Raw genomic sequence first — 12,009 nt, forward strand, 5'->3', positions numbered from 1 at the left:
CATCCGCGCAAACGACTCTAAGCAACAGGGCGCCAACCGGCGCCCACTTCCAAGGAGAGTCGAACATGGCAGCCAAACCCATTCCCGAAGGCCAGCACAGCATCACGCCCTACCTGGCCATCAATGACGCCGCCAAGGCCATCGAGTTCTACAAGAAGGCCTTTGGCGCAGTGGAAATGTTCCGCCTCGATGCCCCTGGCGGCCGCGTTGGCCATGCCGAGCTGAAAATCGGTGATTCGTCGCTGATGCTGGGCGACCCCTGCGACATGGAAGGCGGCCTCACCGCCAGCCAGAAGCTCAGCGGCACAGGCGTGGGCCTGCACCTGTATGTCGAAGACTGCGACAAGGTCTACGCCCAGGCCCTGGCCGCCGGCGGCACCCAGTTGCATCCCTTGACCGACCAGTTCTACGGCGACCGCAGCGGCACCCTGAAAGACCCGTTCGGCAATATCTGGTTCGTTTCCACCCACAAAGAGGACCTGACCCCCGACGAAATTCGCGCCCGCGCGGCGAAGATGTTCGGTGGCAACTGAGCGGTAAGTTGAAAGCGGCGCGACTTTGCTTGAAGCTTGGGGCTCGTAGCTGGGAGCTGCTTCATGCGAATCATCGACAAAACCGCCGCACAGGTCCGTAGCCTGACCCCTGCAGAAGAGGAGCTGCTGGTCGGCTTTGCCACCGGCAGCCTCGCCGGCCCGCGCCTGCTGCAGGCCAACCAGTTGCTGATGAAGGTGCGCAACGCCAACCAGTGGCTGGCCTGCGACTGCCGCAACGATGCCTTGCCGGTACTCAATGTCACCCTCAACGGCAGCACCGGTACGCTGTTTCTCAAGAACAACCCGGGTACCGCCGAACACGCGCCCGGCTGCCCGTTCACCAAGGACGAGCGGGAAGCCGCCGAGCGCGAGAACGACCCCGCGCCACCCGCCGCCTGGCTGCCGCCTGACACACCGTTGCGCCTGATCGGCGATTTTCGCAGCGGCACCGCCGGTGCCGGCGGCGATGGTAGCGAGCGGCGCGACCAACAGCGCCTGCTGTCACTGCTGCTGACCTGGATCGAGACCAGCGGCCTGAACCTGTATGCCACGCACCTGAAAAAGGACCTGACCGGGCAGTTTGCCGAGTTGCGCAGCGTTGCCAGCCGCTATCCGCTGCTGGAACGGGTGCCCGCCAGCAACTACCTGGAAACCCGCCTGGACATGAAGCACATGATGATGCTCAAGTCCCGCCTGCGCGAAGCCACGGTGTTCGGCAACCACCGCCGCCACGGCCTGCTGCTGGACTGCGTGGACCAGATCAAAGGGCGCAAGCTGTTCAACAACCGCAGTGAAGACGGCTTCGACTTCCAGGGCCACCACCTGTACTGGGGCGGCAACCGCACCAACGGGCCACTGCTGGCGCTGATGCTCTATTCACCGACCAGTGCCGGCAGCCATTACTACGAGCTGATCCATGTCGCCAGCGTACCGGTGCTGTCCCGCGCCCACCTGTTCCCGGTGTATCGCGACGAAGAGCGCGAGCCGCTCAAGGCCCTGGTATCGCTGGTCGACTGGATGGCCGGCAAAGGTGTGAAAGTACAGATGCGCCGCCCGGTGATCGGCGGCCAGGTGATGGATGAACTGGTAATGACTTCGGACCAGGACCGGGTGTTGTCGGTATCGTTGCTGGAGCAGCCAATCGGCCCCGAACCGGATACCGAGAACTTCAAGCGCTACGCCGACTTCAAGAGCCTGGAAACCTTCCGCAAATTCGTTGCCGGCTTCTTCATGCGTGAGCGCTGAGCCAATCTACCGGCACACACAAAACCTTGTAGGAGCGGCCTTGTGTCGCGATGGGCTGCAAAGCAGCCCCGGCAATTCATGCACTAATGCTGAAACCCAGGGGCCGCTTCGCGGCCCATCGCGACACAAGGCCGCTCCTACAGGTCCAGTGCATGCCTTGAGGGCGACGCTGGCCATGTGGAAGCAACTGTCTTGCTCAAATTCTAAAAGTTGGCGCGATCCCCTGTGGGAGCGGCCTTGTGTCGCGAAAGGGCTGCAAAGCAGCCCCAGCAATTTCAACTATCGCGCATCAATCCTGGGGCCGCGTTGCGGCCCTTTCGCGACACAAGGCCGCTCCCACAGGCACAGCGACAACCTCGAGATCAACGCTACACCCGTGGGAGCTGGCTTGCCGGCGAAGAAGCCCGTACAGGCTGCATGAGGTTTGCGTATCAACCCAGAAACAGCTTGTACGCCGGGTTGTCGGTCTCATCCCAGTACCGGTACCCCATCTCATCCAGCGCCAACGGCAACCCCGCCAACTCATCCCCCGGTACTTCCAGCGCCGCAAATACACGTGCCTCCGCCGCACCATGGTTGCGGTAATGGAACAGGCTGATGTTCCAGCGCTTGCCAAGCCGCTCCAGAAAGCCCAGCAAGGCCCCCGGGCGCTCGGGGAATTCGAAGCGCAGCACCCGCTCGTCAGCGCCGGGCGCGGCATGGCCGCCAACGGTATGGCGCACATGCAGCTTGGCCAGTTCGTTGTCGGTCAGGTCCAGTACGCTGTAGCCCTGCTCGCGCAGGCTGGCCAGCAATTGGTCGCGCGGGTCGTGCAGCGGGTGTGTCTGCACACCCACGAACAGCCGCGCCTCCTTGCCGGGGTAATAGCGGTAGTTGAACTCAGTGATCTGCCGCTTGCCCAGTGCCTGGCAGAAGGCGCGGAAGCTGCCTGGCTGTTCCGGAATGGTGACAGCGATGATCGCCTCGCGCTGCTCGCCCAGTTCGGCACGCTCGGCCACATGGCGCAGGCGGTCGAAATTGACGTTGGCCCCGGAATCGATCGCCACCAGGGTCTGCCCCTGCACGCCGTCGCGCGCCACGTACTTCTTGATCCCGGCCACGGCCAGCGCCCCGGACGGTTCGGTGATCGAGCGGGTATCGTCATAGATGTCCTTGATCGCCGCGCACAGCTCGTCGCTGCTCACGGTCACCACTTCGTCAACGAAGTGCCGGCACAGCTCGAAGCAATGGGCGCCGATCTGCGCCACCGCCACACCATCGGCGAAGGTGCCGACCTGCGGCAGGATCACCCGCTCACCAGCCGCCATGGCAGCCTGCAGGCAATTGGAGTCCTCCGGCTCGACGCCGATCACCTTCACCTCAGGGCGCAGGTACTTCACATAGGCGGCAATGCCAGCGATCAGCCCACCGCCACCCACCGGCACGAAGATGGCGTCCAGCGCCCCCGGGCGCTGGCGCAGGATCTCCATGGCCACGGTGCCCTGCCCGGCGATCACATCCGGGTCGTCGAACGGTGGCACGAAGGTGGCGCCTTCGCTGTCGGCCAGTTTCAGCGCATGGGCCAAGGCATGGGGGAAGCTCTCGCCGTGCAGCACTACATGGCCACCACGCGAACGCACCCCTTCCACCTTCAGCGACGGCGTGGTGGTAGGCATGACGATGGTGGCTTTCATGCCCAGGTGCGATGCCGCCAGGGCCACACCCTGGGCATGGTTGCCCGCAGAGGCGGTGATCACGCCGCGCTCGCGCTGCACGGTACTCAGGCGTGACAGGCGGGTGTACGCACCGCGGATCTTGAACGAGAAAGTAGGCTGCAGGTCTTCCCGCTTGAGCAACACCTGGTTGCCCAGGCTGGCAGACAACGCAGGCGCAGCTTGCAAGGGCGTTTCGATGGCCAGGTCGTACACCGGGGCGGCAAGAATGCGCCGCACCTGCTCCGACAGCAGTTGCTGGGGGGTGACGGTAGAACGAGGGCTGACGAAGCTGGTCATCGATGACTCCTTGGCTGTGTTCACGTTGCCCAGGAGTCAGAGAGAAGAAACCCGCCTCCAGGGCGGGTTCGGTGCACGTACGCGCTAGCCCGCCAAGCTGATAATGGCGGTAATAATAATGGCGTTGACGTGCTGGAAAGTATTCATGGGGTAGGAACTTAGCCGGTAGTGCGGCACAAAGTCAACACTTCGCCTGCTGCGCCGAAACCGGCACATCGAACACCTTGTCGAAGCCCCACTGGAAGACGAACGCGTAAGCGAAGAAGAACACGAACAACGCCAGGTTGGTCAGCAATGCCGCCCACAGGCTGACATCCAGCCAGTACGCCACCAGCGGCAGCAGGATCAGCACCAGCCCGCCCTCGAAGCCCAGCGCATGCAGCAGGCGCCGCAGGAAAGTGCGCTCACGCCGGTGCTGGCGCGCTTCCCAGCGCTCGAACACCCAGTTGTAGGCCATGTTCCAGCTCATCGCGATGCCCGACATCAGCACCGACAGCACGGTCGACTGCGCCATGCCGGCACCGAACGCCAGCTCCAGCGCGGGCGCCACGCAGGCGACGGCGATGGCTTCGTAAAGAATGGCCTGGACGATCTTGCGTGCCTTGCCTTGCATGTTCAGCTCCCTGGGTAAACGACCTGTAAAGCTACAAGAAGTGGCCCACAAGAAAAAGTCTGAAATTTGGACAACCCCGCGTTCGGCTGCTTGTATCTATCCAGTACAAACGGCGACAAGTCGTACAACTTCGTCCAGGGAATCGAACGAGGATATAGACGATGGCCCACCCCTTCCTGCCGGTGACCGGCACATGAGCCTGGCATTCATCGATTTTCTCACCTATGTGCTGTTCGGCCTGAAGATCCTCGCGATCGTCCTGGCCACGCTGATGTTCCTGCTGGGCCTGGATGACCTGTTCATCGACCTTTGCTACTGGGGCCGCAAGCTGATCCGGCGCTTTCGCATCTACGACAAGTACGAAAAAGCCGACGAAAAACGCCTGTTCGAGGTACCAGAAAAGCCCCTGGCCATCATGGTCCCGGCCTGGAACGAAGTGGGCGTGGTCGGCGAGATGGCGCGCCTGGCAGCCTCGACCATCGACTACGAGAACTACCAGATCTTCGTCGGCACCTACCCCAACGACCCGCAAACCCAGGCCGACGTCGACGCGGTGTGCCTGCACTACCCCAACGTGCACAAGGTGGTCTGCGCTCGCCCCGGCCCCACCAGCAAGGCCGACTGCCTGAACAACATCATCGACGCGCTGCTGCGCTTCCAGCAGGACGCCGGCATCCAGTTTGCCGGCTTCATCCTGCACGACGCCGAAGACGTGATCTCGCCCATGGAGCTGCGCCTGTTCAACTACCTGCTGCCGAACAAGGACATGATCCAGATCCCGGTGTACCCCTACGCACCGGAATGGAAAGGCTTCACCGCCGGCCACTATGTCGACGAGTTCGCCGAAAACCACGGCAAGGACGTGATCGTGCGCGAGGCCCTGACCGGCCAGGTGCCCAGCGCCGGGGTCGGCACCTGCTTCAGCCGCCGCGCCATCAGTGCGCTGCTCGAGGACGGCGACGGCATCGCCTTCGACGTACAGAGCCTCACCGAAGACTACGACATCGGCTTCCGCCTGAAGCAGAAGGGCATGAAGTGCATTTTCGCCCGCTACTCCATCACCGACCCGGCGCTGACCCTGAAGCAGGAATGGCGCCCGGGCATGAGCCGCGAATTCTCCCAGGTGATCTGCGTGCGCGAGCACTTCCCGCGCGACTGGCAGCATGCCATCCGGCAGAAGTCGCGGTGGATCGTCGGCATCGTGTTCCAGGGCACCAGCAACCTCGGCTGGAGCCGCAAGGGCGCGCTCAACTACTTCCTCTGGCGTGACCGCCGCGGCTTGTTCGCCTACCTGCTGAGTTTCCTGGTCAACCTGTTGCTGCTGGTGTTGCTGGCCATGTGGCTGGTCACGGTGATTGCGCCGGAGTCGTGGCGCTTCATGTCGATCCTCAGCGACAGCTGGCTGCTGACCACCTTGCTGTGGCTGAACGGGCTGATGCTGTTCAACCGCCTGTTCCAGCGCGCGTGGTTCGTCACACGCTTCTATGGCATCGGCGAAGGGCTGCTGTCGGCACCGCGGATGATGTGGAGCAACTTCGTCAACTTCTTCGCCAACCTGCGTGCCCTGCGCCAGGTGATGGAAATGGGTGACTCGCGGCGCGTGGCCTGGGACAAGACCACTCACGAATTCCCCGCCATCGCCGCCCCCGCCCGCACGCCGCTGGGCCAACGCCTGGTGGCCAAGGGCCTGATCAGCGACGAACAGCTGCAACAGGCGATCACCAGCCCGGTACGCCGGCGCCTGGGCCGCGAGCTGCTGCTGCGCGGCTGGCTGAACAGCGAACAACTGGTCGCCACCCTGGCCGAGCAGATGGACCTGCCCTGGGCACCGCTCAACCCGTTCAAGCTCGACCCGCAGCTGATCGCCAAACTGCCGCGCAAGCTGGCGACGCACTATGGCGTGCTGCCGGTGGCCGAAGACGGCGACACGCTGGTGCTGGCCAGCGAAAGCCCGGTCAGCCAGGTATCGCTGGGGGTAATCAGCCGCCACCTGAAGCGCCCGGTCAGCGCCCGCCTGGCGCCCCAGGGCCGGGTGACCCTGGGCCTGCGCTACCACTACCCAAGCCCCTGGCAGAAGCCGGAAACCCGCGACATGCTGGCCATCCTCGAGCGCCACCAGGACGACGAAGTGCTGCTGGAACAGGTCAGCCACCACCAGGTGATGCTCGGCGCCCTGCTGCAGGTGCGCGGCATGGTCCCGGTCACTTTGTTCAACCAGGCGCTGATCGACTTCGACCCGGAACACCAGAGCCTCGGCGAGCACCTGATTGCCCGCGGCATCATCACCGAGCAGGTGCTGCAGCAGGCCCTGATCGAACAGGCCAGCGAACAGCAGGCCGCCTTTGACCTGACCCGGGAGGTGGCATGAAGCCGCGCTTTTCCCTCACCTTCACTGGCTTGTTGCTGTGCTCCGCCGCCCTGCCCTGCGCCGCTTCGGCGCCGATGACCGACTTTCAGCGGTTCACCAGCTACCCGTTCATGGAGCGCAGCTACCGCGAAGCGAAGAAGGACAACTGGCCCGAGGTCGAACGCCTGACCCGCCACGTGCTGGGCCGGGTGCCGAACAACGACGAAGCCCGCGCGCTGCTGGTGGAGGCCCTGGCTCACCAGCGCCGCTACAAGGAGGCCGAAGCCCTCGCCGAACAGTTGGGCGACAGCCCTGAATACGCCAACGCCCTGCTTGAACTGCGCCTGACCTGGATCGAACAAGACCCGCCGCCGGCCAGCCAGGTGGAACAATGGCTGGCCAGCAGCGACGGCACCCACCGGGTGCGTCTGTGGCAGGCCTATAGCCTGAGCCTGGCCAGATTCGGTGGTGCCGCCAAGGCGCTGGACTGGCTCAACCATCTGCCGCCTCAGGGGGACGGCCAAGTGCTGCGCCTGGCCCGGGCCAACTTCGCCGAGCAACTGCGCAACTGGAAGGAAACCATCGAACAGCTGCAGCCGTTGGCCGACCGAGGCCAGTTGCCTGCGCAAGACTGGCAGCGCCTGGCCAATGCCTATATCCAGCAGGTGGATGAAAAAGGGCTGAACGCCCTGCTGCCCAGCGCCCCTTCCCCCGAAGCAGCCAACCAGGCCCGCCTGGCCATGGCCAACCGCGCCATCGCCGTCGGCCAGAACCAGCAGGCCCGGCATTGGCTGCAGGCACTGCCCGCCGCGCAGCTGAACCAGCCCGAGCAGCGCCAGCAACTGTGGGAGCTGGCCCGCGAAGGCGACGACGCGCCGCTGGTACAGCGCCTGAGCAACGAACTGCAACGCCCCTGCCTGGAAACCGTCGACTGGCTGTCGCGCCGCGACCCGGAGCTGGCGCGCGCACAGTTCAAGGGCTGCACCGCCAGCACCGACCCCAGGGCCTATGCCGTGCTCAAGCAACGCCTGTACGGCGACCCGCCCCAGCCCCCGCAACCACGCACCGCCGCCGAATGGGAGCAACGCTATCGGCAGAGCGGCGATATGGCCGCACTGGAGCAAGCCACCTTCCTGCTGATGCAACAGGGCCATGGCGAACACGCCCGGCAACTGCTGGAGCAGGCCTACGACCGCCACCAGGGCCGCCTTGCACCCTCGCTGCTGCAGCGCCTGGGCAACCTGTATGCGCGCAACGACGGGCCGCTGGACAGCCGCCGCATGCTCGGCCTGATCCCTCGGGTCGACGCCAGTACCCGGGCCCAGCTGCTCGGCCGCCTGGCCGAGGCTGGCCAGTGCGATGCCGTGCGCCAGGCCGTACCGGCCACCCCGAGCGAGGCTGGCCAGTACCGCGCCCTGGGCCGCTGCGCCATGCCCGACCAGCCCGGCGAAGCGGTGGTCTACTACCAGGCCGCCGAGCGCCTGGGCGACAGCGGGAGCCGCTTGCCCCTGGCCTATGCCCTGGAAGCCGCTGGCGACTCCGAAGCGGCCCTGCCCATCTGGCGCACCCAGCCGGACAGCGCCTGGACCGACAACGCCCGCCTCACCGCCGCCCGTGGCGCGCTGAACGCCGGCGACGCACAAGCGGCCCGGCGCTATTGGGACGCCGCCGCACACGATAGCGCCGACGACTGGGCCCTGGGTGCCGCCATCGCCCAGCGCCAAGGCGATTACCAGGCCGCGCTGGGCTTCCAGCGCCAGGCCCTGGCACACAACCCGCGGGCCGACCACTACTACGCTGCCTCCAGCACCGCGCAACTGGCTGGCGACAGTGCCCAGAGCAGCGCCTGGCTGGCCGAAGCCGTGCGCCTGGCCCCCGACCAGCCACGCTACCGCGCCGACTACGGCATGCGCCTGGCCAGCTCGACGGACAAGGCCCAGCGCCGCCAGTCGATCCCCTACCTGGAGCGCGCCACCCACGACTTCCCCGAGGACTACCGCCTTGGCGAGACGCTGGCCTTGCGCTACGACGAAGCCGAAGACAGTGCTTCGGCGCGCCGCGAACTGCGCCGCATCCTCGATGTGGAGCAGGACCTGGTCGACGGCGACGACGAATACGGCAGCCTGGAAGCCCGCAAGTACCGCCAGCGCCGCGCCCACGAAAGCCTGTCGCGGCGCGACACCATCACCCTGGCCAGCACCTGGTCGCCGGCCGGCACCTCGACCAACGACAAGTTCCTCGACAATGGCCAGCGCAGCGGCACTTCGCGCCGCGCGCAATCGCAGAACGTGCAACTGGCCATGTGGGACCACGCCCTGGGCGAAGAGCCCAGCCGCAACGGCAGCACCCTGTCGGTGTATGGCCGGGTACTGTTCGGTGGGCAAAGCCGCACCGACTACGCGCAAAGCATGGGTACCGGTGTCGGTCTGCGCTACAAGCCATTCGGCCAGGCCAACCTCAACCTGTATGCCGAGCTGTACCACCAGCGTCAGATCGACGAAGAGCACTATCGCGGGCTGAGCCTGGGCCAATTGCTGAGCCCGGCCAAGGTCGGCGGCAACTGGGGCGACCTGCGCCACCACGCCGAATCGAGCAACGACCTGCTGTTGCGTGCCACCGCCTCGTTCCTCGACCAGGGCGACTGGCGCAACGACTGGCGGGTCGATGAAGACGACTGGAACGAGCGCTTCCTCTACCTCGACGCCGCCTGGTGGACCCGTGCCGGCGACCACGCCTGGCTGTCGCGCTACCAGCAGGGCCACGCCTGGAAGCTGCCGGGCAGCTCGCCGCAAACCATCATGCCCTATGGCTTTGTCGAGTTTTCCAGCCAGGACCCGAGCAACGACTGGCGCCAGGACGCCCGGGCCGGGGTTGGTGTGCGCTGGCAGTGGTGGTTCGATGACGACCGCTACAACGCCTACCGCGGTTCGCTGAAAGTGCGTGCCGAATACCAGCAATCGCTGGGCGGCAATCTATACGAGCGCGCCAACGGCGTGCTGGTCGGTGCGGAGATGACCTTCTGATGCGTACGTTCCTGGCCCTCTGCCTGCTTGCCCTGTGCCTGCCAGCCAGCGCCGACCAGCGCCTGTTCTACCAACCCCTCGACCGCGACGCCAATGTCACCCCCGCCCAGTGGCAGCAACTGTGGCACGCCACCGTGGCCCAGGGCGGCAAGACCCTGATCGTGCAGTGGAGCGCCTATGGCGACAGCGATTTCGGCGGTGCCCAAGGCTGGCTGGCCGACAGCCTGCGCAGCGCGCGTGCCCAGGGCCTGCAACTGGTGCTGGGGCTGTACATGGACCCGGCCTATTACCAGCGCATCGACGAGCTGGACGGTGAAGGCCTGAATAGCTACTGGAAGGCGCAGCTGGGGCGCTCGCTCAGCCAGTACCAGCAACTGCGCCAGGCGTGGCAGTTGCCGGTGGACGGCTGGTACCTGCCCATGGAGCTGGACGACCATCATTTTCGCGAGGCCGAGCGCCGGGATGCCCTCTACAAACAGTTGCAGGCCTTCAACCGGCAGTTGGACAAGCCTTTGCACATCAGCGCTTTCAGCGCTGGCAAACTCTCACCGCGGGTCAATGCCGCATGGCTGGATCAACTGGCCGGTTTGGGCTTGACTGTGTGGTGGCAGGATGGCGCCGGGACCGGGCGCTTGCCCGCGTTGGTGCGCCAGGGCTACGAGCAGGCCTTGCCGTGCCGGGTAGGCGTGGTGCGCGAGGCGTTCCGCCAGGTGAGCGCGCCAGGCCAGGCGTTTCGGGCTGAGCCTGCCCAGCCGAAGCTGGGCGCCGGGTGCCATGCCGAGGCGGTGTTCGACCTGCGTTACCGGCCATGGGCCCGGGGTGTTCTGCCCACCAATTGAGTCTCCAGGCCCGGCCTCTTCGCGGGTAAACCCGCTCCCACAGGGACCGCACAGATTTCCAGTGCCGTGGGAAGCCTGTGGGAGCGGGTTTACCCGCGAAAGGGCCAGGCCTGGTAAAGCAGTACTCTCAGGAGCCCAGCGATGTTCAAGACCATCGAAGCCCACGTTCGCAAACAGGTCGCCCCCGCCGCCCTGCGCGCCGAATTCCGCCAGCACGAATTCGAGGCCATGCGCCCATTCTGCCTGTTGGTATTCTGCGTCAGCATCCTGATCTGGCTGGTCTTCGACCTGATCGTCAGCTTCCTCGGCGGCCAGGGTTTCACCTGGCTGTCCTATCTGTTCATCACCCTGCTCGGCGCCCTCACCGTGGTGCTGCGGTTCACCCGTCGCAGCCATCATTTCGATGTGCTCAACCTGCTGTTCATCGCCTCCATCACCCTGGGCATGCGCCTGGTGATCGAAGGCATCCCGGTGGCCCTGCGCCCGGTGTGGCTGGTGCTCGGGGTCTCCACCGTGCTGTATGCCGTGTCGGTGCTACCGGTGCGGCGCTGGTCGTTCTTCTGCGCCATGGCCATCACCTGGGTGGTGCTCAACCCGTTCTACCACACCCGCATCGGGCCGGACGAACTCGAAGGCGCCATGCTGATCAGCTATGCGGTGTTCCTCAGCGGCCTGGTCATCTACAGCTACCTGCAGATGCGCAAGGCCAAGCTGCACAACTTCTACCTGTCCAAGGTGCTGCTGGACCAGGCCTATGTCGATGCCCTGACCGAAATCCCCAACCGCCGTTCGTTCATGGCCCAGGCCGACCGCCAACTGCGCCTGGCCACGGCCGAGCAGTACCTGGCGATGATCGACATCGACAACTTCAAACGGGTGAATGACCGTTTCGGCCATGACGTGGGCGATGAAGTGCTCAAGCGCGTGGCCCTGCATATCAAGACGAGCATGGCCGGTTACGAGTTTGCCCGACTGGGCGGCGAGGAATTCGCGATCTTTTTCCAGGGGCTGGACCAGCAAGGCGCCGAGCAACGGGTGGCGGCGCTGTGCCAACGGGTGCGCGAGGATGTGGGCGAGCACCCGGTGACTGTCAGCATCGGCCTCGCCCGGGTGAACCAGGGCGACAGCCTGACCACGGCGCTGGTGCGCGCCGACCAGGCGCTTTACGAGGCCAAGCACAGTGGCAAGGACCGGTTTGTGCTGTGGTCTGCCCGGCTGGCAGAAAGTGATTAGCAGGCCCGGCCTCTTCGCGGGCTCGCCCGCTCCCACAAGTGCTCCACCGTGTTTGAAATCTGTGCGGCCCCTGTGGAGGACCAGGGTTAGCAGGCCCGGCCCTTTCGCGGGTAAACCCGCTCCCACAGGTTCTCTACAGTGTTTGAAATCTGTGCGGTCCTTGTGGGAGCGGGTTTACCCGCGAA

General features: G+C 65.3%; 8 protein-coding genes. 6 read left to right on the top strand and 2 right to left on the bottom strand.

The genetic code is table 11. The features are described 5' to 3' along the window. Positions 1-65 precede the first annotated feature (65 nt). Positions 66-533 carry a VOC family protein gene (locus CAG46_RS11505; protein WP_025339339.1) on the top strand — a complete coding sequence of 156 codons (468 nt, stop codon included), beginning with the start codon at positions 66-68 and terminating at the stop codon, positions 531-533. 63 nt (positions 534-596) lie between these two features. Continuing rightward, positions 597-1,778: a hypothetical protein gene (locus CAG46_RS11510; RefSeq protein WP_085615466.1), complete on the top strand. Its 1,182-nt coding sequence runs from the start codon at positions 597-599 to the stop codon at positions 1,776-1,778. A 431-nt stretch (positions 1,779-2,209) separates the two neighbouring features. Here CAG46_RS11510 and ilvA read toward each other — a convergent pair whose 3' ends face one another. Together ilvA and CAG46_RS11520 are read right to left on the bottom strand one after the other, a co-directional pair. Further along, entirely contained in the window at positions 2,210-3,769 is a 1,560-nt protein-coding gene (ilvA, locus tag CAG46_RS11515) for a threonine ammonia-lyase, biosynthetic (protein ID WP_085615464.1), read from the bottom strand. Positions 3,770-3,950: 181 nt separating this feature from the next. After that, a complete protein-coding gene (locus tag CAG46_RS11520; protein WP_085615462.1) occupies positions 3,951-4,382 on the bottom strand; it encodes a PACE efflux transporter in 432 nt (143 codons plus the stop codon). 193 nt (positions 4,383-4,575) lie between these two features. Here CAG46_RS11520 and nrfB point away from each other — a divergent pair, with 193 nt between their 5' ends. The 4 genes from nrfB (at position 4,576) to CAG46_RS11540 (ending at position 11,824) form a co-directional block, all read left to right on the top strand. Continuing rightward, complete coding sequence (gene nrfB, locus CAG46_RS11525; protein ID WP_025339343.1) at positions 4,576-6,750, top strand: cyclic di-3',5'-guanylate-activated glycosyltransferase NrfB; 2,175 nt, start codon at positions 4,576-4,578, stop codon at positions 6,748-6,750. Then, the gene (locus tag CAG46_RS11530; RefSeq protein WP_085615460.1) at positions 6,747-9,752 is read left to right on the top strand and encodes a phage receptor; all 3,006 of its coding nucleotides are present in this window, start codon (positions 6,747-6,749) and stop codon (positions 9,750-9,752) included. Before nrfB ends, CAG46_RS11530 begins: the two co-directional genes overlap by 4 nt. Beyond that, complete coding sequence (locus CAG46_RS11535; RefSeq protein ID WP_085615458.1) at positions 9,752-10,591, top strand: DUF4434 family protein; 840 nt, start codon at positions 9,752-9,754, stop codon at positions 10,589-10,591. The genes CAG46_RS11530 and CAG46_RS11535 overlap by 1 nt, the downstream gene beginning before the upstream one ends. A 141-nt stretch (positions 10,592-10,732) precedes the next feature. Beyond that, positions 10,733-11,824: a diguanylate cyclase gene (locus tag CAG46_RS11540; protein WP_085615456.1), complete on the top strand. Its 1,092-nt coding sequence runs from the start codon at positions 10,733-10,735 to the stop codon at positions 11,822-11,824. Positions 11,825-12,009 lie beyond the last annotated feature (185 nt).

The sequence above is a fragment of the Pseudomonas sp. B23(2017) genome (genome assembly GCF_002113725.1).
Classification (GTDB): domain Bacteria; phylum Pseudomonadota; class Gammaproteobacteria; order Pseudomonadales; family Pseudomonadaceae; genus Aquipseudomonas; species Aquipseudomonas putida_Z.

Excerpts from the sequence above, each read along its gene's own strand:
- CAG46_RS11530 (WP_085615460.1), top strand. The coding sequence starts at position 6,747 with ATGAAGCCGCGCTTTTCCCTCACCTTCACTGGCTTGTTGCTGTGCTCC.
- CAG46_RS11510 (WP_085615466.1), top strand. The coding sequence starts at position 597 with ATGCGAATCATCGACAAAACCGCCGCACAGGTCCGTAGCCTGACCCCT.
- nrfB (WP_025339343.1), top strand. The coding sequence starts at position 4,576 with ATGAGCCTGGCATTCATCGATTTTCTCACCTATGTGCTGTTCGGCCTG.
- CAG46_RS11505 (WP_025339339.1), top strand. The coding sequence starts at position 66 with ATGGCAGCCAAACCCATTCCCGAAGGCCAGCACAGCATCACGCCCTAC.
- CAG46_RS11520 (WP_085615462.1), bottom strand. The coding sequence starts at position 4,382 with ATGCAAGGCAAGGCACGCAAGATCGTCCAGGCCATTCTTTACGAAGCC.
- ilvA (WP_085615464.1), bottom strand. The coding sequence starts at position 3,769 with ATGACCAGCTTCGTCAGCCCTCGTTCTACCGTCACCCCCCAGCAACTG.
- CAG46_RS11540 (WP_085615456.1), top strand. The coding sequence starts at position 10,733 with ATGTTCAAGACCATCGAAGCCCACGTTCGCAAACAGGTCGCCCCCGCC.
- CAG46_RS11535 (WP_085615458.1), top strand. The coding sequence starts at position 9,752 with ATGCGTACGTTCCTGGCCCTCTGCCTGCTTGCCCTGTGCCTGCCAGCC.